Origin of the sequence: Streptomyces barringtoniae, from assembly GCF_020819595.1 — a bacterium.
Lineage (GTDB): Bacteria > Actinomycetota > Actinomycetes > Streptomycetales > Streptomycetaceae > Streptomyces > Streptomyces barringtoniae.
The window spans coordinates 65,705-88,641 of record NZ_JAJHNP010000008.1; the positions used below are offsets into that span (position 1 = coordinate 65,705).

The 22,937-nt window shown below is 71.7% G+C and carries 25 protein-coding genes; 18 read left to right on the forward strand and 7 right to left on the reverse strand.

Annotation, left to right across the window (positions count from 1 at the left end; all coding sequences use genetic code 11):
• Positions 1–72 precede the first annotated feature (72 nt).
• The 5 genes from LMU33_RS15925 (at position 73) to LMU33_RS15945 (ending at position 5,069) form a co-directional block, all read left to right on the forward strand.
• The gene (locus LMU33_RS15925; protein WP_228621045.1) at positions 73–510 is read left to right on the forward strand and encodes a gamma-glutamylcyclotransferase family protein; all 438 of its coding nucleotides are present in this window, start codon (positions 73–75) and stop codon (positions 508–510) included.
• Between the two features lie 120 nt (positions 511–630).
• On the forward strand, positions 631–1,455 hold the full coding sequence (locus LMU33_RS15930) for a purine-nucleoside phosphorylase (RefSeq protein WP_228621046.1): 825 nt from the start codon (positions 631–633) through the stop codon (positions 1,453–1,455).
• A 120-nt stretch (positions 1,456–1,575) separates the two neighbouring features.
• Positions 1,576–3,207, forward strand: coding sequence for a phospho-sugar mutase (locus tag LMU33_RS15935; RefSeq protein ID WP_228621047.1), 1,632 nt, complete (start codon positions 1,576–1,578; stop codon positions 3,205–3,207).
• A 465-nt stretch (positions 3,208–3,672) separates the two neighbouring features.
• Positions 3,673–4,212, forward strand: a complete 540-nt coding sequence (locus LMU33_RS15940) for a hypothetical protein (RefSeq protein ID WP_228621048.1) — start codon at positions 3,673–3,675, stop codon at positions 4,210–4,212.
• A gap of 377 nt (positions 4,213–4,589) precedes the next feature.
• Positions 4,590–5,069, forward strand: a complete 480-nt coding sequence (locus LMU33_RS15945; RefSeq protein WP_228621049.1) for a hypothetical protein — start codon at positions 4,590–4,592, stop codon at positions 5,067–5,069.
• Positions 5,070–5,156: 87 nt separating this feature from the next.
• Here LMU33_RS15945 and LMU33_RS15950 read toward each other — a convergent pair whose 3' ends face one another.
• Positions 5,157–5,855: a PH domain-containing protein gene (locus LMU33_RS15950; protein ID WP_228621050.1), complete on the reverse strand. Its 699-nt coding sequence runs from the start codon at positions 5,853–5,855 to the stop codon at positions 5,157–5,159.
• Positions 5,856–5,989: 134 nt separating this feature from the next.
• On the opposite strand from LMU33_RS15950, the gene deoC reads away from it, so the two are divergent.
• From deoC to LMU33_RS15965, 3 genes are read left to right on the forward strand one after another with little or no spacing between them, the layout of a single operon-like run.
• Positions 5,990–6,949, forward strand: a complete 960-nt coding sequence (gene deoC / locus LMU33_RS15955) for a deoxyribose-phosphate aldolase (protein WP_228621297.1) — start codon at positions 5,990–5,992, stop codon at positions 6,947–6,949.
• Between the two features lie 6 nt (positions 6,950–6,955).
• Positions 6,956–8,386 (forward strand): aldehyde dehydrogenase family protein, encoded by a 1,431-nt coding sequence (locus LMU33_RS15960; protein ID WP_228621051.1) that lies wholly within the window; start codon positions 6,956–6,958, stop codon positions 8,384–8,386.
• Positions 8,379–9,266 (forward strand): aldehyde dehydrogenase family protein, encoded by an 888-nt coding sequence (locus LMU33_RS15965; protein WP_228621052.1) that lies wholly within the window; start codon positions 8,379–8,381, stop codon positions 9,264–9,266. Before LMU33_RS15960 ends, LMU33_RS15965 begins: the two co-directional genes overlap by 8 nt.
• Before the next feature lie 84 nt (positions 9,267–9,350).
• On the opposite strand, the gene LMU33_RS15970 is transcribed toward LMU33_RS15965, so the two are convergent.
• Positions 9,351–9,734: a hypothetical protein gene (locus tag LMU33_RS15970; RefSeq protein ID WP_228621053.1), complete on the reverse strand. Its 384-nt coding sequence runs from the start codon at positions 9,732–9,734 to the stop codon at positions 9,351–9,353.
• Between the two features lie 126 nt (positions 9,735–9,860).
• Here LMU33_RS15970 and LMU33_RS15975 point away from each other — a divergent pair, with 126 nt between their 5' ends.
• Entirely contained in the window at positions 9,861–10,496 is a 636-nt protein-coding gene (locus LMU33_RS15975; protein ID WP_228621054.1) for a uridine kinase family protein, read from the forward strand.
• Between the two features lie 170 nt (positions 10,497–10,666).
• Here the strand turns inward: LMU33_RS15975 and LMU33_RS15980 are convergent, their stop codons facing one another.
• Entirely contained in the window at positions 10,667–11,407 is a 741-nt protein-coding gene (locus tag LMU33_RS15980; RefSeq protein WP_228621055.1) for a SigE family RNA polymerase sigma factor, read from the reverse strand.
• 240 nt (positions 11,408–11,647) lie between these two features.
• On the opposite strand from LMU33_RS15980, the gene afsQ1 reads away from it, so the two are divergent.
• From afsQ1 to LMU33_RS16005, 5 genes are all read left to right on the forward strand, one after another.
• Positions 11,648–12,325: a two-component system response regulator AfsQ1 gene (gene afsQ1, locus LMU33_RS15985; RefSeq protein ID WP_190012869.1), complete on the forward strand. Its 678-nt coding sequence runs from the start codon at positions 11,648–11,650 to the stop codon at positions 12,323–12,325.
• Positions 12,322–13,926 (forward strand): ATP-binding protein, encoded by a 1,605-nt coding sequence (locus LMU33_RS15990; RefSeq protein ID WP_228621056.1) that lies wholly within the window; start codon positions 12,322–12,324, stop codon positions 13,924–13,926. Before afsQ1 ends, LMU33_RS15990 begins: the two co-directional genes overlap by 4 nt.
• Entirely contained in the window at positions 13,926–14,543 is a 618-nt protein-coding gene (locus LMU33_RS15995) for a hypothetical protein (RefSeq protein WP_228621057.1), read from the forward strand. The genes LMU33_RS15990 and LMU33_RS15995 overlap by 1 nt, the downstream gene beginning before the upstream one ends.
• A 116-nt stretch (positions 14,544–14,659) precedes the next feature.
• Complete coding sequence (locus LMU33_RS16000; protein WP_228621058.1) at positions 14,660–15,223, forward strand: VanZ family protein; 564 nt, start codon at positions 14,660–14,662, stop codon at positions 15,221–15,223.
• Positions 15,224–15,316: 93 nt separating this feature from the next.
• Positions 15,317–15,517 carry a PspC domain-containing protein gene (locus tag LMU33_RS16005; protein ID WP_228621059.1) on the forward strand — a complete coding sequence of 67 codons (201 nt, stop codon included), beginning with the start codon at positions 15,317–15,319 and terminating at the stop codon, positions 15,515–15,517.
• Positions 15,518–15,626: 109 nt separating this feature from the next.
• Here the strand turns inward: LMU33_RS16005 and LMU33_RS16010 are convergent, their stop codons facing one another.
• Both LMU33_RS16010 and LMU33_RS16015 read right to left on the reverse strand, forming a co-directional pair.
• On the reverse strand, positions 15,627–15,983 hold the full coding sequence (locus LMU33_RS16010) for an ATP-binding protein (protein ID WP_228621060.1): 357 nt from the start codon (positions 15,981–15,983) through the stop codon (positions 15,627–15,629).
• 147 nt (positions 15,984–16,130) lie between these two features.
• Positions 16,131–17,294: an adenosine deaminase gene (locus tag LMU33_RS16015; protein WP_228621061.1), complete on the reverse strand. Its 1,164-nt coding sequence runs from the start codon at positions 17,292–17,294 to the stop codon at positions 16,131–16,133.
• Positions 17,295–17,428: 134 nt separating this feature from the next.
• On the opposite strand from LMU33_RS16015, the gene LMU33_RS16020 reads away from it, so the two are divergent.
• On the forward strand, positions 17,429–18,190 hold the full coding sequence (locus LMU33_RS16020) for a prolyl oligopeptidase family serine peptidase (protein ID WP_228621062.1): 762 nt from the start codon (positions 17,429–17,431) through the stop codon (positions 18,188–18,190).
• 7 nt (positions 18,191–18,197) lie between these two features.
• Here LMU33_RS16020 and LMU33_RS16025 read toward each other — a convergent pair whose 3' ends face one another.
• On the reverse strand, positions 18,198–19,160 hold the full coding sequence (locus LMU33_RS16025) for a LysR family transcriptional regulator (protein ID WP_228621063.1): 963 nt from the start codon (positions 19,158–19,160) through the stop codon (positions 18,198–18,200).
• A gap of 63 nt (positions 19,161–19,223) precedes the next feature.
• On the opposite strand from LMU33_RS16025, the gene LMU33_RS16030 reads away from it, so the two are divergent.
• The gene (locus tag LMU33_RS16030; protein ID WP_228621064.1) at positions 19,224–20,507 is read left to right on the forward strand and encodes an MFS transporter; all 1,284 of its coding nucleotides are present in this window, start codon (positions 19,224–19,226) and stop codon (positions 20,505–20,507) included.
• Positions 20,508–20,659: 152 nt separating this feature from the next.
• Positions 20,660–21,673, forward strand: coding sequence for a sigma-70 family RNA polymerase sigma factor (locus LMU33_RS16035; RefSeq protein ID WP_228621065.1), 1,014 nt, complete (start codon positions 20,660–20,662; stop codon positions 21,671–21,673).
• Here LMU33_RS16035 and LMU33_RS16040 read toward each other — a convergent pair.
• Positions 21,557–21,943 carry an STAS domain-containing protein gene (locus LMU33_RS16040; protein WP_228621298.1) on the reverse strand — a complete coding sequence of 129 codons (387 nt, stop codon included), beginning with the start codon at positions 21,941–21,943 and terminating at the stop codon, positions 21,557–21,559. The two genes, LMU33_RS16035 and LMU33_RS16040, sit on opposite strands and share 117 nt — an antisense overlap.
• A gap of 67 nt (positions 21,944–22,010) precedes the next feature.
• Here LMU33_RS16040 and LMU33_RS16045 point away from each other — a divergent pair, with 67 nt between their 5' ends.
• Positions 22,011–22,931 carry an AEC family transporter gene (locus LMU33_RS16045; RefSeq protein WP_228621066.1) on the forward strand — a complete coding sequence of 307 codons (921 nt, stop codon included), beginning with the start codon at positions 22,011–22,013 and terminating at the stop codon, positions 22,929–22,931.
• Positions 22,932–22,937: the final 6 nt, after the last annotated feature.

Genomic DNA, 22,937 nt, shown 5'->3' on the forward strand with positions numbered 1-22,937 from the left:
ACTGCCCGGGGGCGCACACGAGTGTCGTACGGGGCGCGAGTGACGCGTCTTTCCCTGCCGTACCCTCTCCCCATGTCGCTCTATGCCGCGTACGCCGGCAACCTCGACGCGCGCCTGATGTCCTTCCGCGCCCCGCACTCCCCGCTGCGCGCCACGGGCTGGCTGAACGGCTGGCGGCTGACGTTCGGCGGCGAGCACCTGGGCTGGGAGGGCGCGCTCGCGACGATCGTCGAGGACCCGCTCGCGCAGGTCTTCGTCGGGCTGTACGACATCGCACCCCCGGACGAGGAGTCCCTCGACCGGTGGGAGGGCGTCGGCGACGACGTCTACCGCCGGGTACGGGTGCGCGTGCACACCCTGGACGGCGAGGAGGCGGCGTGGACGTACGTCCTCAACGCCTACGAGGGCGGCCTGCCCTCCGCCCGCTACCTGGGCGAGATCGCCGACGCGGCGGAGTCCGCCGGGGCGCCCCACGACTATGTGATGGAACTCCGCAAGCGTCCCTGCTGACCCTTCTGCCCCTGCTGTCCGTTCTGCCGCAGCTTTCGTCGGAAACGACAAGACAACGATCGCCATCCCGTGACGTCTGTCATCTACGCGCGTAGGCGAGAAGCGGCTACCCTCGTCCACGTGAACGCATCTCTTCTTCCGGACGACATCCAGGGCGACCCGTACGCCGCCGCCGACGCCGCCGCCGCACGCCTGCGCGAACTGACCGGCGCCGAGACCCACGACGTCGCCCTCGTGATGGGCTCCGGCTGGGCTCCGGCCGTCGACGCCCTGGGCGCACCCGACGCCGAGTTCCAGGTCACCGAGCTGCCCGGCTTCCCGCCGCCGGCCGTCGAGGGGCACGGCGGCAAGATCCGCTCGTACTCCATCGGTGACAAGCGCGCCCTGGTCTTCCTGGGCCGCACCCACTACTACGAGGGCCGCGGCGTCGCCGCCGTCGCCCACGGCGTCCGCACGGCCGTGGCCGCCGGCTGCAAGACGGTGGTCCTCACCAACGGCTGCGGCGGCCTGCGCGAGGGCATGCGCCCCGGCCAGCCGGTCCTGATCAGCGACCACATCAACCTGACGGCGACGTCCCCCATCGTCGGCGCCAACTTCGTCGACCTGACCGACCTGTACTCCCCCCGCCTGCGCGCCCTGTGCAAGGAGATCGACCCCTCCCTGGAGGAGGGCGTCTACGCGCAGTTCCCCGGCCCGCACTACGAGACCCCGGCCGAGATCCGCATGGCCCGCGTCATCGGCGCGGACCTGGTCGGCATGTCCACGGTCCTGGAGGCCATCGCCGCCCGTGAGGCGGGCGCCGAGGTGCTGGGCATCTCCCTGGTCACCAACCTGGCGGCCGGCATGACGGGCGAGCCCCTCAACCACGAGGAGGTCCTCCAGGCGGGCCGCGACTCGGCGGCACGCATGGGCGAACTGCTGGGCCGGCTGCTGGGCAAGCTGTAGACGCCGCCGAGCCCGTCCGCCTGCTTCCGGGCCGACGGCTGCGGGTGGACGGGTGGGAAACGGGGGTCCGGGGGCGGAGCCCCCGGTGGACCAGGCAAACACGGAGAGGTTGATCCCAAGGTGCACGACGATCTCATCAGCAAGGCCAAGGCCTGGCTCGCCGAGGACCCGGACACGGAGACTCGCGAAGAGCTGGCCGAGCTGATCGACGCCGGTGACACAGCGGAGCTGTCCGCCCGCTTCAGCGGCACGCTCCAGTTCGGTACCGCCGGCCTGCGGGGCGAACTCGGCGCGGGCCCCATGCGCATGAACCGCAGCGTCGTCATCAGGGCAGCCGCCGGCCTCGCCGCGTACCTCAAGAAGGACGGCCACGCCGGTGGACTCGTGGTCATCGGCTACGACGCCCGCCACAAGTCCGCCGACTTCGCGCGCGACACCGCCGCCGTGATGACCGGCGCAGGCCTGCGCGCCGCCGTGCTCCCCCGCCCGCTGCCCACCCCGGTCCTGGCGTACGCCATACGGCATCTCGGCGCGGTCGCGGGCGTCGAGGTCACCGCCAGCCACAACCCGCCCCGGGACAACGGCTACAAGGTCTACCTCGGCGACGGCTCCCAGATCGTGCCGCCCGCCGACGCGGGCATCGCCGCCGAGATCGACGCGATCGCCTCCCTGCACGACGTATCCCGCCCGGACGCCGGCTGGGAGATCCTGGACGACGCGGTCCTGGAGGCCTATCTGGCCCGTACGGACGCCGTACTGGCCGAGGGCTCCCCCCGCACGGCCCGCACGGTCTACACGGCGATGCACGGCGTCGGCAAGGACGTCCTGCTGGCCGCCTTCGCCCGGGCCGGCTTCCCGGAGCCGGTGCTGGTCGCCGAACAGGCCGAGCCCGACCCGGACTTCCCGACGGTCGCCTTCCCGAACCCGGAGGAGCCGGGCGCGATGGACCTGGCCTTCGCCCGGGCCCGCGCCACCGACCCGGACCTGGTCATCGCCAACGACCCCGACGCCGACCGCTGCGCCGTGGCCGTCAGGGACGGCGCCGACTGGCGCATGCTGCGGGGCGACGAGGTCGGCGCCCTGCTCGCCGCCCACCTGGTCCGGCGCGGCGCGAGGGGCACCTTCGCCGAGTCGATCGTCTCCTCCTCCCTCCTCGGCCGGATCGCCGAGAAGGCGGGCCTGCCCCACGAGGAGACGCTGACCGGCTTCAAGTGGATCGCCCGCGTGGACGGCCTGCGCTACGGCTACGAGGAGGCCCTCGGCTACTGCGTCGACCCGGAGGGCGTGCGCGACAAGGACGGCATCACGGCGGCCCTGCTCGTCACCGAGCTGGCCTCGCAGCTCAAGGAGGAGGGCCGGACCCTCCTCGACCTGCTGGACGACCTGGCCGTGGAGCACGGCCTGCACGCCACCGACCAGCTGTCGGTCCGGGTGCAGGACCTCTCGCTCATCGCGGACGCGATGCGCCGCCTGCGCGAACAGCCGCCGACCGGACTGGCGGGCCTGGCCGTCGTCCGCGCCGAGGACCTCACCCGGGGCACGGAGAAGCTGCCGCCCACGGACGGCCTGCGCTACACCCTCGACGGCGCCCGTGTGATCGTCCGCCCGAGCGGCACCGAGCCGAAGCTGAAGTGCTACCTGGAGGTCGTCGTGCCGGTCGCGGACCACGCGGCCCTTCCGGCCGCCCGCGCCCGCGCGACGGAACTTCTCACCTCGATCAAGCGGGACCTGTCGGCGGCCGCCGGCATCTGACCCGTACGACGCCCATATCGATGGGGTGCCCCGGCCCGGGGCACCCCGTCTCGTCGTTCCGGGCGGAATTCCTCAACTCTTCGGAAGCGAACGGCCCTTCACCCTTCGCGGCGTGCTCGCACGCTCGGCAGCCGGCAGCGGTCGAGGGCGACGCCCCCTCTAACACGACCCGCCCCCGCCGCCGCGGCGACACGCTGTGACGCGGTGCGCCACGCCGCGACACGACGGAAGTGAGCAGGCGTCAGAAGATAAGCCGAAAGGGCTAATAGTCGGTCAATCTTCTTTTATTCATGGCTATTTGATGGGTCGTCGGCGCCCTTGAGGGGCTGCGCATGGCACGAAAAATACCTCTATCAGCCCCCAAAGCCTGTCTTCCTATATGACCTATATGACTGGTCTGGGTACTTTTACTCACGAGCCGGCTGAAGGGCCGGTATCCCGGAAACCGGAGACAGGAGAAGCGATATGAAGCTCCCCCGTTCCACCGTGGTCACTGCTGGTGTCGCGTCCGCCGCCGCCCTGGCCGCGAGCGGCATCACCTACGCCTCGGCGGCCTCCGCCCCGGCATCCCAGTCGGCCCCGGCCCTCGCCGCCGCGGCACCCCTCGGCGGCGAAGCCGGGCCGGGCAAGGGCAACGACGGCCGCGAGGGCGGCCGCCGGGGCTGGGATTGGGGCCGGATCCAGATCAACGAGCGGTCGTACTCCGCCGAGCCGGGCGACTGCGTCACCGTGGTCAGCGGTCTGGGTGCCCGGAGCCTGAACATCCGCAACGACAGCCACAACACCGTCGAGGTCTTCCGGGGGGTGGTCTGCGACAACGGTGCCCCCATCGCCACCGTCGGACCCCACAGCTCCTCGGACGGCGTGCACGTGCGGCACGTCGACGGCATCCACATCAAGGACGGCGTGGTGGCCAGCTTCCGCGTGATCCACCACTTCGACGGCTGGGACGGCTGGGACGGCTGGGACGGCTGGGGCGGCGACGGCGGGAACGGCGGGAAGTAGCCCACGACCCGCCGCACGAAACGGGGCTCCGGCCCGCCGGAATCGGGCCGGAGCCCCAGTCCCGACCATGGTCCGCCGGCCCGCGTGCCGTGCGCGTCCCACCGGAACCGGACACGAGACGCCGCACGCCGGGTGTCCGGGCGGCCGTCCTTTCGCTCACCGGCCCGACCGTCCGGTGACGTCCGCCGGAGCGCGCCTTGCCGTCGGTGCCTGTCCCGACGCGAGCGCCGTCGGCTTCCGTCCCATCGATCCCCGCCCCCGAACGGGTGGGGAAGTGGCGCAAGACGCACGCCACGGGCCGCTGCCCCCTTCTCCCGGGGATGAACGGGGCGCGGCCCGAGGGCGTCCCGTACTCGAGACACCGCGGGGTGAGTGAGATGACTGTGGGTCTGGTGGAAGACGTCAGCGACGACACCTACGTGCTGGACATCCTCACCATCACGCTGACACCCGCACTGCCGTGGCTCGGGCACCAGGTCCGCTGCGAGATCGAGGGCCACCTCAAGGAGGCCGTCGACCTGACCCGGGTCACCTGCAACGTGATCATGAAGTTCGGTCCGGTGAAGCTGCTGGACAGGTGGTACCGGCTGCCCGAGCTGCTGGCGCAGATGGGCGCGCGCCTCCCGGTTGACCCCAGGCCCCCCGCCGGGCGGTGGAGGCAGACGTGGATCCTGCGGCTGCCCGAGGCGGTGCCGGTGGCCGAGCACCGGATCCGCCTGCGCGCGCGGACGGGGAACGGGAAGAACTTCTTCGCGCTGGACATCCCCATGGACTTCAGCCGCAGGTTCCATCCGTCCAGGACGTACGGCGGCGGAGGCTCACGCGTGATCCACAGCCCGCGCTGCCGCTCGCTGTGACCCCCGCCCGCCCCCGCGGCCGGGGACCGTGTCCGGCCGGCCGCCCGCACCGGGCGCCCGGCGAACCTCACCCGGTGACCGGGACCTTCACCCGGTGACCAGCAGGATCAGCAGCAGCACCGCGCCCGCCAGCGTGGGCGCGATCACCTCGTACGCCCAGCGCACGGTGACCTCCCCCTGCGCCGACTCCGCCTCGCCACGCCGGTCCAGCAGCTCCCGCAGGTCGTCCATGACCTGGTCGGACTCCGCGCGGGTCGGGCCGGTCTGCAGGCCCGCGGCACCGGTGCCGCCGAAGCCACCCATGCCGCCCATGCCGCCGAAGCCGAGGCTGCGGCGCGCCTGCACCCCGCCGCGCCCCGCGTCCGCCGCCGCCCGCGACTTGCGCATCTCCGCCTTCTTGCGGCCCCGCAGCGACACGGGGACCGACCACAGTTGGTACTTGCGGCCGGACTTCGCGACGACCTCGTTGGAGTAGCCGGAGCGCAGCGAGGCGACCTCGCCCCAGGGCAGGCCGATCACCCGGAACGGGTTGCGCACCCGCAGCCGGTCCTCGCCCGCGAAGACCGCCGGGCGCAGTGTGAAGGCGATCACCAGCGGCACGATCAGGATCATCCCGGCGAGTGCCAGCCACGGTGCGCGGCCATGGCCCTGGAACAGCGCGTCGAAGCCGAGCCAGCCGATGACGGCGAGCAGCAGCACGCCGCCCACGAGCGCCATGGGCGAGCGGTAGATCCGGTCCTTGGCGGTGGGCTGTGACGCGGGTGACTGGTGGTCGGGGGTGGTCATGGGCCCAGTCTGCATGACACCGGCGGCGGTGCCGCCACACGCCCCGGAACCGGCGCTCATCCGTGATCTCGGGACCGGGGACGAGCACGGGGCTGTACAGCTGCTACGCGCGTAGATATGCTCGTCTGGTGACCATGCCCACTACCGCACCCACAGCTCACGCTCTCTCGGACGTCACCGCGTCCGACAGTACGCTGCGCCGCTTCCTGCACGGGCTGCCCGGCGTCGACGCGGTCGGCCTGGAGGCGCGCGCCGCGTCTCTCGGCACCCGTTCCATCAAGACCACCGCGAAGGCGTACGCCATCGACCTCGCCATCTCGATGGTCGACCTGACGACGCTGGAAGGCGCGGACACCCCGGGCAAGGTCCGGGCGCTCGGCGCCAAGGCGGTCCACCCCGACCCCACGGACCGTACGACCCCGGCGACCGCCGCGGTCTGCGTCTACCCCGACATGGTGGCCGTCGCCAAGGAGGCCGTCGCCGGCTCCGGCGTGAAGGTCGCCTCGGTCGCCACCGCCTTCCCGGCCGGCCGTGCCGCCCTCGACGTGAAGCTGGCCGACGTCCGTGACGCCGTCGCCGCCGGCGCCGACGAGATCGACATGGTCATCGACCGGGGTGCGTTCCTCGGCGGCAAGTACCTGAAGGTGTACGACGAGATCGTCGCCGTGAAGGAGGCCTGCGGCCAGTCCGCCCGGCTGAAGGTCATCTTCGAGACCGGCGAGCTGTCGACGTACGACAACATCCGCCGCGCCTCCTGGCTCGGCATGCTGGCCGGCGCCGACTTCATCAAGACCTCGACCGGCAAGGTGGCGGTGAACGCGACCCCGGCCAACACCCTCCTCATGCTGGAGGCCGTACGGGACTTCCGCGCCCAGACCGGCGTCCAGGTCGGCGTGAAGCCGGCCGGCGGCATCCGCACCTCCAAGGACGCCGTCAAGTTCCTGGTCCTGGTCAACGAGACCGCGGGCGAGGACTGGCTGGACAACCACTGGTTCCGCTTCGGCGCCTCCTCGCTGCTGAACGACCTGCTGATGCAGCGTCAGAAGCTGGCCACCGGCCGCTACTCCGGCCCCGACTACGTGACGGTGGACTGATCGATCATGGTTTTCGAGTACGCACCGGCGCCCGAGTCCCGCTCGGTCGTCGACATCGCCCCCTCCTACGGCCTGTTCATCGACGGCGAGTTCACGGACGCGGCCGACGGCAAGGTCTTCAAGACGGTCAGCCCCAGCACGGAAGAGGTGCTGTCCGAGGTCGCCCAGGCCGGCGCCGAGGACGTCGACCGCGCGGTCAAGGCCGCCCGCAGGGCCTTCGAGAAGTGGTCGGCGCTGCCCGGCTCCGAGCGCGCGAAGTACCTGTTCCGCATCGCCCGGATCATCCAGGAGCGCAGCCGTGAGCTGGCCGTCCTGGAGACGCTGGACAACGGCAAGCCGATCAAGGAGACGAGGGACGCCGACCTGCCCCTGGTGGCGGCCCACTTCTTCTACTACGCGGGCTGGGCGGACAAGCTCGACCACGCGGGCTTCGGTGCGAACCCGCGGCCGCTGGGCGTCGCCGGCCAGGTCATCCCCTGGAACTTCCCGCTGCTGATGCTGGCGTGGAAGATCGCCCCGGCGCTGGCGACCGGCAACACGGTCGTCCTGAAGCCCGCCGAGACGACCCCTCTCTCCGCCCTGTTCTTCGCGGACATCTGCCGCCAGGCCGGCCTGCCCAAGGGTGTCGTCAACATCCTGCCGGGCTACGGCGACACGGGCGCGGCGCTCGTCGCGCACCCGGACGTGAACAAGGTGGCCTTCACCGGCTCCACGGCCGTCGGCAAGGAGATCGCCCGCACGGTCGCGGGCACGAGGAAGAAGCTCACCCTCGAACTGGGCGGCAAGGGCGCCAACATCGTCTTCGACGACGCGCCGATCGACCAGGCCGTCGAGGGCATCGTCACCGGCATCTTCTTCAACCAGGGCCAGGTCTGCTGCGCGGGCAGCCGTCTGCTGGTGCAGGAGTCGATCCAGGACGAGCTGCTGGACTCCCTCAAGCGCCGCCTGTCCACGCTCCGCCTCGGCGACCCGCTGGACAAGAACACCGACATCGGCGCGATCAACTCCGCCGAGCAGCTGGCCCGGATCACCGCGCTGGCCGAGCAGGGCGAGGCGGAGGGCGCCGAGCGCTGGTCCCCGGCCTGCGAACTGCCCGCCTCCGGGTACTGGTTCGCCCCGACGCTGTTCACGAACGTCACCCAGGCGCACACCATCGCCCGGGACGAGATCTTCGGCCCGGTGCTGTCGGTCCTCACCTTCCGCACCCCGGACGAGGCGGTCGCGAAGGCGAACAACACGCAGTACGGCCTGTCGGCGGGCATCTGGACCGAGAAGGGCTCGCGCATCCTGGCGGTCGCGAACAAGCTCCGCGCGGGCGTGATCTGGTCCAACACGTTCAACAAGTTCGACCCGACCTCGCCGTTCGGCGGCTACAAGGAGTCGGGCTTCGGCCGCGAGGGCGGCCGCCACGGCCTGGAGGCGTACCTCGATGTCTGATGCACGACTGTCGGTGTTCAAGACCTACAAGCTGTACGTCGGCGGGAAGTTCCCGCGTTCCGAGAGCGGCCGGGTGTACGAGGTGACCGACTCCAAGGGCAACTGGCTGGCCAACGCTCCCCGGTCGAGCCGCAAGGACGCCCGGGACGCGGTCGTGGCCGCGCGCAAGGCGTTCGGCGGCTGGTCCGGCGCGACGGCGTACAACCGCGGCCAGGTCCTCTACCGCGTCGCGGAGATGCTGGAGGGCCGCAGGGACCAGTTCGTCCGGGAAGTGGCCGACGCCGAGGGCCTGTCGAAGTCGAAGGCCGCCGCGGTCGTGGACGCGACCGTCGACCGCTGGGTCTGGTACGCCGGCTGGACCGACAAGATCGCCCAGGTGATCGGCGGCGCCAACCCGGTCGCGGGCCCCTTCTTCAACCTCTCCTCCCCCGAGCCGACGGGCGTGGTCGCCGTACTGGCCCCGCAGGAGTCGTCGTTCCTGGGCCTGGTCTCGGTGCTCGCGCCCGTGATCGCCACCGGCAACACGGCGGTCGTGATCGCGAGCGAGAAGTCCCCGCTTCCCGCCCTGTCCCTGGCCGAGGTGCTGGCCACCTCCGACGTGCCGGGCGGTGTGGTGAACATCCTCTCCGGCCGTACGGCCGAGCTCGCGGCGCCGCTGGCCGCGCACCAGGACGTCAACGCGATCGACCTCGCGGGTGCGGACGAGGAGCTGGCGAAGGAGCTGGAGATCGCGGCGGCCGACAATCTGAAGCGGGTTCTTCGTCCACAGGCTGTGGATTACTTCGAGGCGCCGGGCACCGACCGGATGACGGCGTTCCTGGAGACGAAGACGGTGTGGCATCCGACGGGGTCACTGGGCGCGTCCGGCTCGTCGTACTGACGGCCACGACGGCCTGACGGCCACGACAGCCGGGAGCCGCGCCGCCCCTCCGTCCAGGGGCGGCGCGGCTCCCTCCTTCTGCGGTCAGCCCCCGGCCCCGGTCAGGCCGCCCAGCACTCCCCCGAGTCCCTCCGCCGCCGGGACGGCGCCGATCGGGCCCATCCGGGCGAGCGGTCCCGTCAGGCCGCCGAGGTCGCCGTCGTCCGCCGGCAGGACACGGGTGTGGGCGACGGGGGTGTACTGCAGGGCCTGGACGGGGATGGCGGCGTAGTCGGTCAATCCCGGCACCCGGGCTCCTTCCTGCGGGGCCATCGCCCCGAGCGAGGCCGGCCGCAGGGGCACGTCCGGGACGCGAGCGGCGTCCGCGGACGCCGTCGCAGCGCCCGCACCCAGCGCCGCAGAGGCGGTCGCGAGGACGATCAGGGCGCGCCGCGCGGTGTGGTTGCGGGGGGACGTCAGTCGTGTCATTGCCGGGCCACCTTCTGATACTCAGGGTGAAGCTGTCGACACGCAGGGTAGTTGAGGCGGGAGTCACGCTCAAAAGCCGACCCGCGGGGTCGGCAGGCACGCCGCCATACGTCAAACTGGTGTTCCGTGAGCATTCATCCCCCGTCCCCCGCCCGTGTCGTGCTGCTCTGCGGCCCCTCGGGCTCGGGCAAGTCCCTTGTCGCCGCCCGCTCCGGGCTTCCCGTCCTGCGTCTGGACGACTTCTACAAGGAGGGCGACGACCCCACTCTGCCCCTGGTGGAGGGGAGTTCGGACATCGACTGGGACCACCCGGACTCCTGGGACACCCAGGTCGCGGTGGAGGCCATCACCCGGCTGTGCGCGACGGGTTCGGCGCCGGTGCCGGTGTACGACATCGCGCTGAGCGCCCGTACCGGCGAGGAGACGCTGCACATCGGCCGTACCCCGCTGTTCATAGCGGAGGGCGTGTTCGCCGCGGAGATCGTCGCGCGCTGCCGGGAACTGGGCGTGCTCGCGGACGCGCTGTGCCTGAGCCGCGGGCCGGTCACCACGTTCCGGCGGCGGTTCCTGCGGGACCTGAAGGAGGGCCGCAAGTCGGTGCCGTTCCTGCTGCGCCGCGGCTGGCGGCTGATGCGCGCGGAACGCTCGATCGTCTCCCGCCAGGTGGCGCTGGGTGCGCATCCGTGCGACCGCGACGAGGCGCTGGGGCGGCTCGCGGCAGCGGCGGCGGGGCGGCACGCGCGTCGGCAGACGGTGGCGTAGCCGCCGCGGAGCCGTACAGGAACGGCGCAAACGGAAACGGGACTGGACAGGGCCCCCCGACCCTCCAGTCCCGCTTCTCGTGCTCCCCCGCTTCCCCCGTGTCCCCCTCCGCTCTTCCCCCGTGTCCCCCGTGTTCCCCCGTCGGATCACCTCACGGTGACCCCTGACCTTCAGGCGACCAGCTCGCCGAAGGCGTCCTCCTCGTCACGGCCGAAGCTGAGGACCTCGTCCTCGCGCAGCCGGCGCAGCGAGCGCCAGATGCTGGACTTCACCGTGCCGACACTGATGTCGAGGATCTCCGCGATCTCCGGGTCCGTGCGGCCCTCGTAGTAGCGCAGGACCAGCATGGTGCGCTGGAGCTCGGGCAGCCGGGAAAGCGCCTGCCACAGGACCGCGCGCAGCTCGGTGCCGCGCATCGCGTCCGTGTCGGAGGGCGTCTCCGGCAGTTCCTCGGTCGGGTACTCGTTGAGCTTGCGGCGCCGCCAGGCGCTGATGTGCAGGTTGGTCATGGTGCGGCGGAGGTATCCGCCGACCGCGGCCTTGTCGCTGATCCGGTCCCACGCCTTGTACGTCGAGAACAGTGCGCTCTGCAGCAGGTCCTCGGCCTCGAAGCGGTCGCCGGTCAGGTGGTAGGCGGTGGCGTACAGGGAGGCGCGGCGCTCCTGGACGTAGGCGGTGAACTCCGCCTCCGTCAGGGAACGGCGCTGCTCCCCCGAGTCCTCCCTGTACGCGGATCCCCCGTGCGCCTCCCCCGTGTGCGCGTCAACCACCGTCATGTAGGCGGTGTGCTGACGCCCGGTGCCGCGAGCGCACCCCCGCCCGCTCACGGCACCGGACTTCTCGGCACCCCGGTGCACATCGTGCAGTCGCGTGATTACGGCGCTGGTGCTGATGCTGTGCAGCGTGTTCATCTCGCGCTCCCCGTGGTGGACTTCCGGTCGTTCGGTCCTGCCCGGGCCGGCTCGGCTGGCCGCCCTGCCCGTGCCCAAAAGACTGCCGGGGCCACTTCATGGACGTGTCCGCCGACTGTCACAGACCTGTCACAGGGGTCCGGCCCAGCATCGTCACAGGAAGTGCACAGATGGTGGCGGTAGGGAAGGCCCGGTGTCGGCGGGTCGTACGACAGCCCGTCCATGGGCCAGAATGAGCCCGTGCCTTCCCTGTTGCTGATCGAGGACGACGACGCCATCCGCACGGCCCTGGAGCTCTCCCTGACGCGCCAGGGTCACCGGGTGGCGACCGCTGCCAGCGGTGAGGACGGTCTGAAGCTGCTGCGCGAGCAGCGGCCCGACCTGATCGTGCTGGACGTGATGCTGCCCGGCATCGACGGCTTCGAGGTGTGCCGTCGCATCCGGCGCACCGACCAGTTGCCGATCATCCTGCTGACCGCGCGGAGCGACGACATCGACGTGGTGGTCGGGCTGGAGTCCGGCGCCGACGACTATGTGGTCAAGCCGGTGCAGGGCCGGGTGCTGGACGCCCGGATCCGGGCGGTGCTGCGGCGCGGGGAGCGCGAGTCCAGCGACTCGGCGACGTTCGGCAGCCTGGTCATCGACCGGTCGGCGATGACCGTGACGAAGAACGGCGAGGATCTGCAGCTGACCCCGACCGAGCTGAGGCTGCTGCTGGAGCTGAGCCGGCGGCCCGGTCAGGCGCTGTCCCGGCAGCAGCTGCTGCGGCTGGTGTGGGAGCACGACTATCTCGGTGACTCGCGGCTCGTGGACGCCTGTGTGCAGCGGCTGCGCGCGAAGGTCGAGGACGTGCCGTCGTCCCCGACGCTGATCCGTACCGTCCGTGGTGTCGGCTACCGCCTGGACACTCCTCAGTGACCGACAAGCAACGGGGCTTGCGCGGCTGGGCCGCGGGGCGCAAGGGAAATCTGTCGCGGCTCAGGTTCACCAGCCTCAGGCTGCGCCTGGTCGTCGTCTTCGCGCTGGTGGCGCTGACGGCCGCCGTCTCGGCGTCCGGCATCGCCTACTGGCTGAACCGGGAGGCGGTGCTCACCCGGGCCCAGGACGCGGTGCTGCGCGACTTCCGGCAGGAGATGCAGAACCGCGCGGGCGCGCTGCCGGCGCACCCCACACAGGACCAACTCCAGCGCGCGGCCGGCCAGATGGCGGCGAGCAGCCAGCACTTCAGCGTGCTGCTGGTCGCCCAGGACGCCGACGGCAAGACGGTGTACGGCAACTCGGGCGGCATCAACGGCTTCTCGCTGGAGGACGTGCCGGGGTCGCTGCGTGCGGCCGTGGACAAGCAGCAGCAGGTGACCGACACCAACAAGGAGCCGTACCACCTGTACTGGCAGCGGGTCGTGGACCACGGCACGCCGTACCTGGTGGCCGGTTCGCGGGTGATCGGCGGCGGGCCCACGGGCTACATGGCCAAGTCGCTGGAGCCGGAGGCGAAGGACCTCAACTCGCTGGCCTGGTCGCTGGGCATCGCCACCGGGCTCGCGCTGATCGGCGCCGCGCTGCTCGCACAGGCCGCCGCCACGACCGTGCTGAAACCGGTGCACCGGCTGGGGGTCGCCGCCCGGCGGCTCGGCGAGGGCAGGCTGGACACGCGGCTGCGGGTGTCGGGGACCGACGAACTCGCCGATCTCTCCCGGACGTTCAACAACGCCGCCGAGGCGCTGGAGCAGCGGGTCGCGGAGATGGCGGCGCGGGACGACGCCTCGCGTCGCTTCGTCGCCGACATGAGCCACGAACTGCGGACGCCGCTGACCGCCATCACCGCCGTGACGGAGGTGCTGGAGGAGGAGCTGGAGTCCGAGGCGGGCGGGATCGACCCGATGATCGAGCCCGCGGTCCGGCTGGTGGTCAGCGAGACCCGGCGCCTGAACGACCTGGTCGAGAACCTGATGGAGGTCACCCGCTTCGACGCGGGCACCGCCCGGCTGGTCCTGGACGACGTCGACCTCGCCGACCAGATCACCGCCTGCATCGACGCCCGGGCCTGGCTGGACGCGGTCGAGTTGGACGCCGAGCGTGGCATCCACGCCCGCCTCGACCCGCGCCGGCTGGACGTCATCCTCGCCAACCTGATCGGCAACGCGCTCAAGCACGGCGGGTCGCCGGTGCGGGTGTCGGTGCGCATAGACGGCGACGACCTGGTCATCGCGGTGCGTGACCACGGCCCGGGGATCCCCGAGGACGTGCTCCCCCACGTCTTCGACCGCTTCTTCAAGGCGAGCGCCTCCCGGCCGCGCTCCGAGGGCAGCGGGCTGGGCCTGTCCATCGCCATGGAGAACGCCCACATCCACGGCGGTGAGATCACCGCCGCCAACTCCCCGGAAGGCGGCGCGGTGTTCACACTGCGGCTGCCGCGGGACGCCTCCCGGCTGACGGAGGAACCCGACGAGGGCACAAAGACCGACAAGGACGCTTCCGGGAACTCCGGGAGCCCGGGAAGTTCAGGAAAGGAGGGGTGATGTCCGTACGACGCCTGACCGTGCGACGCCTGCTGGCGCTGCCCCTCCTCGGCCTGCTGCTCTCCGGCTGCGGCATCCGGGCCACCCAGGTGCCGACCGACTTCGGGGCGGCGCCGTCCCGGGTGCCGTGCTCGCTGCCGGGGCCGGACCGGGCCACGCAGTCCGCGCAGGGCGTGCCCGTGCAGGTCTTCCTGCTCTGCGGCGCGTCCCTGGTGACCGTCGACCGGACGGTACGCGTCCCCGAGGGCACCCCGGACGCGCGGCGCCGCGTGATCGTGGCCCAGGGGCTCCTGGACCAGCTCGCCGCGTCCCCGTCCGCCGCGGAGCGCTCCGCGGGCTACACGACGTACGTGCCGGGCGGTCTCACCGTGCGCGGTCCCGGCCGCGGGGACCCCGAGGAGACGCTCCGCCTGGGCACGGCGCCGTCCCGGCTCACCTCCTACGCCCTGGCCCAGGTGGTGTGCACGCTCTCCGACTCCGCGGCGACGGAGGGCGACGGCACGGTCGTCCTCGGCGGCCCGGACCAGGGACCGCTGCGCCGCTACGCGTGCACCGACGACGTCCGCGACCGCCCGGGCAGCGTCGAGCCGCCGTCCAGCGAGGTCGCGGGGAGGTAGCGACCCGGAGGGGTCGCCGGGTTGCCCTCCGTGTGCGAAACCCCTTTCCGGAGCGCAGGGCGACCGGGAAGTTGCGGGGCGGAACCGATCGGGTACGGGAGTGCGTCTTGGGGGGCGTGCAGCGTCAAGGCTCCATCGGCGGCGACAGCGCCGCGATCCGTATCCGGGTGGCAGGAGGTGTCCTCCTCGTCGCCCACCTCGCCCTCGTCGCCTGGCTGATGCTGCGACCCCTGGACGTCCCCTGGGTGACACCCCCCAACCTGCACCCCCTCGCCGGCATCCGGGCCGACCTGGCCCTGGGCTGGCCGGAGGCCGCCAGACCCATCGGCGAGGGGCTGGCCCTGCTCGCCCCGCTGGGCGTGCTGCTGCCGATGGCGCACGGCAGGCTCGCCGTCTCCCCGGTCTCCTCCCTGATCCGTACGACCGCCGCCGGCGCCCTGGTCTCCCTCGGCATCGCCCTGCTGCAGACCGGCGTGCCGGGCCGGGTCGTGGACGTGGACTCGCTGCTGCTGAACACCGCCGGTGTCGCGCTCGCCCACCTGGTGGTCGTACCGGCGGGCCGCGCCCATGTACGGCGGCGGCAGTTGCAGGACCAGGCCGGGGCCGAGCCCCTCACCGTCCAGGAGGAGCTGTCTCAGGGGCGTACCCCGACGATTCCCAGGGTCGGGATGGCTCCATAGAGTGACGCTTCGTCCGCTTCGTGTCCGTACCGTCGAAGACAGCTGAATGGAACACAGCCGTCGACAGGAACCGACGAACACGGAGGAGCCGACATGTCCACCCTTGCCCGCCCGACCCACGGCCGCATGATCGGCGGAGTGTGCGCAGCACTCGCACGGCGCTTCGGCACCTCCGCGACAACCATGCGGGTGATCTTCCTGCTGTCCTGCCTGCTGCCCGGACCCCAGTTCCTGCTCTACATAGCGCTGTGGATCCTGCTGCCGGCCGAGGACCGGACGAGTACCGCCTGGTGACCGCCGGCCGCCTACCGCCTACCGCCTGGTGACGGCCGTACGCGAAACGCCGACAGGGCGCCCCCGGTCCTGACCGAGGCGCCCCGACGGCGTCGTACGTCAGCCGGCGTCAGCCGAGCGAGAGGCCGTTGACCGGCAGGCCGTGCACGGGCGCGCCCTGCACGGGCAGTCCGCCGAGGCGGCTGTGGACCGGCCCGGTCGGCCCGCCGTGCAGCGCGTTCTCGACGGCCGGCTGCGCGGCGGCCATGCCGGCGCCCAGGGCGTCCTGTCCCCGGGTGAGGGCGTCGGTGGTGCCCGGCTGGGCGATGCCGGCGTCCCCGGCCGGCAGCGTCCTGGAGACGGTGTCGAGCGCCGGGGTCGCGTCCGGTACGGCCGGGGCCGCCGCGTTGGCCGCGCCGGCGCCGACGGCGGCGAAAGCGGCACCGAGAGCGGCGACACCGAGAGTCCTGACGGCAGAGTGCTTCATGGTGAGTGCGTCCTTGAAATAGGGGACGGAGAACAAAAACGATGAACGGTCCTCGACCGTAAACACGCCCGATCACCCGCCGCAAACACCGAAATGCGGACGGGTTGTGAACCGTCTTTCACAACCCGTCAGCCCGCCGAGTCGCCGCTATCCCGCCGAACCGGCAGAACCGCTGGTGGAGGCCGTCTGCCGGAACAGCCATTCGGATTTCAGCTCCGCATATCCCGGCTTGACGACGTCATTGATCATAGCGAGCCGTTCATCGAAAGGAATGAACGCAGATTTCATTGCATTGACAGAGAACCACTGAAGGTCGTCGAGCGTGTAACCGAACACCTCGACGAGATGCTCGAATTCCTGGCTCATACTGGTGTGCGACATCAGCCGGTTGTCGGTGTTCACGGTGGCCCGGAAATGCAGCCGGCGCAGCAGCCCGATCGGATGCTCGGCGTAGGAGGGCGCGGCCCCGGTCTGCAGGTTGGAACTGGGGCACAGCTCCAGCGGGATCCGCTTGTCCCGGACGTACGACGCCAGCCGGCCGAGCGTGACGGAGCCGTCCTCGTGGACCTCGATGTCGTCGATGATCCGCACGCCGTGCCCGAGCCGGTCGGCGCCGCACCACTGCAGCGCCTGCCAGATGGACGGCAGCCCGAAGGCCTCACCCGCGTGGATGGTGAAATGGTTGTTCTCGCGCTTGAGGTACTCGAACGCGTCCAGGTGCCGGGTGGGCGGGTAGCCGGCCTCGGCGCCCGCGATGTCGAAGCCGACGACCCCGGAGTCCCGGTAGCGGTTGGCGAGTTCGGCGATCTCCAGGGAGCGGGCGGCGTGCCGCATGGCGGTCAGCAGGGCGCCGACGCGGATGCGGCGGCCGTTGTCCCGGGCGAGCCGCTCGCCCTGCCGGAACCCCTCGTTGACGGCCTCGACGACCTCTTCGAGGGTGAGCCCCCCTTCGAGATGCTGTTCGGGGGCGTAGCGCACCTCGGCGTAGACGACGCCGTCCTCCGCCAGGTCCTCGGCGCACTCGCGGGCGACCCGGACGAGCGCGTCCCGCGTCTGCATCACCCCGACGGTGTGCCTGAAGGTCTCCAGATACCGTTCCAGCGAGCCGGAGTCGGCGGCCTCGCGGAACCAGATGCCCAGCTTGTCCGGATCGGTCTCGGGAAGCTCCGAATAGCCGCTCGCGTGGGCGAGTTCGACGACGGTTCCGGGGCGGAGACCGCCGTCGAGATGATCGTGCAGCAGAACCTTGGGTGCCCGGCGGATCTGGTCCGGCGTCGGAACGGCCCCACTTGGTGCAGTCTGGCTCGTCATTTCCGCACTGTAACGCCTACGCGCGTAGAGATCCCCGCGAACGCGACAGTTCTTCGGCGACGGTTTTCCGCCGATACCCAACGGTGACCGCACGTACGGGTTTGGTACACCGCCCCTTCTGACACTGTTCTGTCATGGGACAGCAAGCGACACCGGTCCGAACGGCCGGGCTGGGAAAGGCGGTCGGCCCGGTGCCGACGGCGGTGAGCGGAGCGGTGCTGCTGCTCCCCGGCGGGGAGGAGGCCTCCACCCGCAGGCCGTCCCCCGTGCGGGCGACGATCGCGCTGCGCTCGCTGGGCCGACGGCTCGCCCGCGCGGGGCGGGAGGAGGGGTTGGCTGTCCATGCCGTCCACTACCGCTGCCGGGGCTGGAACGGGAGCGAGGCGCATCTGGCCGCGGATGCCGAGTGGGCCGCCGACGAGGTCGTACGACGGTACGGCGACGTTTCCGTGTGCCTGGTCGGGGTGGACATGGGCGGACGGGCGGCGCTGCGGGCGGGCGGCCACGAGGCAGTCAACTCCGTTGTCGCGCTCGCCCCTTGGCTGCCGGAGGACGACGTCGCCGCGCCCGCCGAGCCGGTGAAGCAGCTCGTGGGGCGGCGGGTGCTGATCGTGCACGGCACGAATGACGAGCGGACCGATCCCGAGCTGTCGTTCCGGTTCGCGGCGCGGGCGAAGAAGGTCAACCGGGAGGTGTGCCGGTTCGAAGTGCACTCCGACGGACACGGGTTGCACGGGCACCGGGACGAAGTCGCCTCCCTGGCCGTCGACTTCATGATGGGGGCACTGTTCGGGCACCCCGTGTCCCGCCCTGTCGAGGATGCGCTTGCCGCTCCGCCGCCGATCGGGCTTCGGATGCCGCTGGCTGCGGGGTTCGGGCGGTCGCTGAGGCGGTAGGCGTCCCTCAGGAGGGGAGCAGGTTGCCCTTTCTCGAGAGCAGGAACTTCTTGAAGGCGGCCACCGGTGGGGTGTCGGGGCGGTCCGCCAGCCACGCCACGCCGATCTCCCGTACCGCCCTCGGGGCCGTGACCGTCAGTTCCACCACCCCCGGCCTGGGGACTGTGGGCGGTGGCAGAAGGGCGACGCCCAGGCCCGCCGCCACCAGGCCCCGCAGGGTCTCCGCCTCCTCGCCCTCGAAGGCGACCCTCGGGCGGAAGCCGGCCTCGCGGCACAGGGCGTCGAAGATGCGGCGCAGGCCGTAGCCGGGTTCCAGGGTGACGAAGGTTTCCTCGGCCGCCTCGGCGAGGCGGATGCGGCGGCGGGCGGCCAGCCGGTGGTCGGCGGGGACCACCAGGCGGAGTTTCTGCTCGTCCAGGCGGCGGGCGACCAGGTCGGGGGCGTCGGGGACGGGCGAGGTGAGGCAGAGGTCCAGTTCGCCGGCGCGCAGGCCCTCCAGCATCGCCTCGCCGTAGTTCTGCACCAGGCTGAAGCGGACGCGCGGGTGGTCCTCGCGGAAGGCATGCAGGAGGCCGGGCACGGTCTCGGCGCCCATGGTGTGCAGGAAGCCGAAGGCGACCTTGCCGGTGGCGGGGTCGGCGTCGGCGCGCACCTCCTCCGCGGCCCGCTCGATCTCGGCGAGGGCGCGTTCGACGGAGGTGAGGAAGGTCCGGCCGGCGGGGGTCAGGGAGACCGTACGGCCGTGCCGGGCGAACAGGTCGACGCCCAGGTCCTGCTCCAGGCGGGCCATCGCACGGGAGAGGGTGGACTGCGGGACGTTCATCTCGTGGGCGGCGCGGGTGACGTGCTCGGTGCGGGCCACGCCGGCGAAGTACGCGAGGCGGGGAGCCAGTACCCGCGACATCACCGACATGTCTTCTGTGTCACTGTTCGGTGACAGGCGAGGCTGTGAGCTCTGCTGATGCTGCATGGGAACGATTATGGCGATTCCATGCATTGGACGGATGAGACGGGCCGTACCTACGGTCGTGGCATGTCTCCCGCCAGTACCGGGGCGTCCATCACCGTGGACGCCGCAACGACCGTCCCCGTCTCCGACACCTCCGCCTCCGACTCCCGTATGACTCCGGGCGGCCCCGGCTACCGCCGGATGAGCCTCGCCCTCTTCCTCGCCGGAGTCGCTACCTTCGCCCTTCTGTACTCCACGCAGGCCCTGCTGCCGCTGATCTCCGGTGAGTTCGGGGTCGCGGCGAGCGAGGCGAGCTGGACCGTGGCGGCCGCGACCGGCGGACTGGCGCTCTTCGTCCTGCCGATGAGCGCCCTGTCCGAGCGCTTCGGCCGCCGTACGGTGATGACGGCCTCGCTGGCCGTCGCGGTGACCGTGGGGCTGCTGGTGCCGTTCGCGCCGTCGCTCGGCGCGCTGGTGGTGCTGCGGGCGGTGCAGGGCGCGGCGCTGGCCGGTCTGCCGGCCTCGGCACAGGCCTATCTGGCCGAGGAGGTCCGGCCGAAGGCGCTGGTCACGGCGATCGGCCTGTTCGTCGCGGGCAACAGCGTGGGCGGCATGAGCGGCCGGGTGATCACCGGCTGGGTGGCCCAGGAGTGGGGCTGGCGGGTCGCCGTCGGCGCGATCGGCCTGATCGCCGTGGGCTGCGCGATCGCCTTCCGGCTGCTGCTGCCGGCGCCGAGGCACTTCACGGCGGGCTCGCTGCGGCCCCGCGTCCTGCTCGGCACGGTCCGCGACCACCTCGCGAACCCGTTGCTGCGGCGGCTGTACGCGATCGGCGCGCTGTTCATGACGGTGTTCGGCGGTGTGTACACGGTGATCGGCTACCGGCTGACGGGCGCACCGTTCGGGCTGCCGCAGGGCATCATCGGCTCGATCTTCCTGGTCTACCTGGTGGGCACGGTGTCGGCGTCCACGGCGGGCCGGCTGGTGGGCCGGCTCGGCCGCCGGGGCGCGCTGTACCTGGCGGGCGGTACGACGGCGGCGGGCCTGCTGCTCTCGCTGGTCCCCTCGCTGCCGCTGGTCCTGCTGGGCCTGGTGCTGATCACGGCGGGCTTCTTCGCGGGCCACGCGGTCGCCTCCTCGGCGGTCAGCAAGACGGCCACGCGAGGCCGCGCCCAGGCCTCGGCGCTGTACCAGTCCACGTACTACATCGGCTCCAGCGTCGGCAGCACCGTCGGCGCGACGGCCTTCCACGCGGACGGCTGGGAGGGGACGGTCGGCGTGGGTCTCCTGGCGGTGCTGGGCGTGGTGACGATCACGGTCCTCGGCTCCGTGGCGGCCCGCCGCTCGCCTGCCGCGATCGCGGCCTGAAGACGCCCCGAGCCGAACCACCATGGTTCTCAGGCGCGCCTCCGAACTGCGCATTTCCCACTCTGGGCGCCATTGTCAGTGCCCTGCGGTAGCTTCCAAGGTGCTGGGGCGCGAAGGAGCGCTGCAGATACGGCCACAGGGGTGGGTGGACGATGGGCGACAGCACGGCGACGGCGGACCTCGACGTCGCACTGGAGAAGCACCGGACCGAGCTGACCGGGTACTGCTACCGCATGCTCGGCTCCTCCTTCGAGGCGGAGGACGCGGTGCAGGACACCCTGGTGCGGGCCTGGCGGAGCTACGACAAGTTCGAGGGCCGCTCCAGTCTGCGCTCGTGGCTGTACCGGATCGCGACGAACGTGTGCCTGGACATGCTGACGGCCGGCAACAAGCGGGCGAGACCGATGGACCTGACCGAATCGACGCCGCTCGCGCAGGCGGCCCTCTCCCCCCGCCCGGACCACACCTGGCTGGAGCCGATGCCGGACGCGCGCGTGCTGCCGACGGTCGACGACCCGGCGGAGGCCGCGGTCGCGAAGGAGTCGATCCGGCTGGCCTTCATGGCGGCCCTCCAGCAGCTGCCGCCCAAGCAGCGGGCGGTGCTGATCCTGCGCGAGGTGCTGGCCTGGAGGGCGAGCGAGGTCGCCGAGCTGCTGGACACCTCGGTCGCCTCGGTCAACAGCGCCCTGCAGCGGGCGCGGGCCACGCTCGCGGAACGCGCGGACGCAGGCCCCGAGGGCGCGGTGTCCGATCCTCTGGACGAGGAGCAGCAGAAACTCCTGGAGCGCTATGTCAAAGCCTTCGAGGGCTATGACATGACGGCACTGACGGCGTTGCTGCACGAGGACGCCGTCATGACGATGCCGCCGTTCGACCTGTGGCTGCGCGGCCCGGCCGACATCACCGGCTTCATGTCGACGCTCGGCGCCTCCTGCGCCGGGTCGCGCCTGCTGCCGGTGCAGGTCAACGGCCTGCCGGGGTTCGCGCACTACAAGCCGGACGAGGAGAAGGGCGGTTTCGGTCCCTGGGCCGTGCAGGTGCTGGAGCTGTCAGGGGGCCGGATCACCGGTTTCCACTGCTTCCTCGACACCAAGCGCTGGTTCCCGCTCTTCGGCCTCCCCCTCCACCTGGAAGCGGAGCCCGACGAGGTCGAGAAGGGCGTGTAGCGCGGGATCGGGGTCCCGCAGCCGGATCCGCCCGCCGGCCCGGCGGGCGGCCAGCTCCAGCCGTGCCAGCAGGTCCACGGCGGCCAGGCCCGGAGGCCCGAGCCCGCCCACGTCGCAGACGACGACGCGGGCGCCGCTGCCCGCCAGCAGCGTCCGCACCTGGGCACACAGCCCCGCCACCTCGTCCCGGGTGACGGGGCCGGGCAGCACGAGCACGGCGGGTTCCTTGGCCTTCACGTGCGGTAGACCGGCGGGCCGGGCCGAACTCATCGCCACGGATCATCCTCGGCACGGATCACATTGACCAGTTGCCCCTTCTCCTCGGAGGGTTGGCCGTGTGACGGGGGTGCTGAGCGGGTTCGCGGTGATCGCGGTCGTCATCGCGGTGGGCTATGTGCTCGGGCGGCGCGGGACGCTCGGGGCGCAGGGCGGCGAGGTGCTGACCCGGCTGGCCTTCACGGTGGCGGGCCCCGCGCTCCTCTTCACGACCCTCGCGCGCGCCGACCTGTCGGTGCTGTTCTCGGCCCGACTGCTGGTGACGGCGCTGAGCACGGCCGTGGTCGCGGGGGTGTTCGCCCTGGTCGGTGCGGCGTGCCGGTGGGGTGTGGGCCGTACGACCATCGGCGCCCTGTGCTCCGGTTATGTGAACTCGGGCAACCTCGGCATCCCGATCGCGGCGTACGTCCTGGGCGATGCGTCCCTGGTGGCGCCGGTGCTGCTCTTCCAGGTGGTCCTGGTGACGCCCATCGCGCTGACGATCCTGGATCTGTCGGGCATGGGCGAGAAGGGCACGCTGTGGCGGCGCCTGCTGACACCGCTGCGCAATCCAATAGCGGTGGGCTCGCTGTCGGGGGTGGTGGTGTCGGCGGCGGGCTGGACGGTCCCCGGCCCGCTGATGAATCCCCTCACCCTGATCGGCAACATGTCCGTCCCGGCGGCGCTGCTGGTTTTCGGCATGTCGCTGCACGGCAGTTCGGCCCCCGGCCGGGGCCGGGACCGTCAACCGGTGCTGCTGTCCGTGGCGTTGAAGTCGCTGGGGCAGCCTGCGGTGGCGTGGGCACTGGCGAGGTACGTCTTCGGCCTGCACGGCGCTCCGCTGCTGGACGCGGTGGTGACCTCGGCCCTCCCGGCCGCGCAGAACCTCTTCACGTACGCCAGCCGCTACCGGGTGGCCGAGTCCCTGGCCCGTGAGTCGATCCTGCTGTCGACGGTGGTGTCGGTGCCGGTACTGGTGGGGGTGGCGGCGGTGCTGGGGTGACGCCGG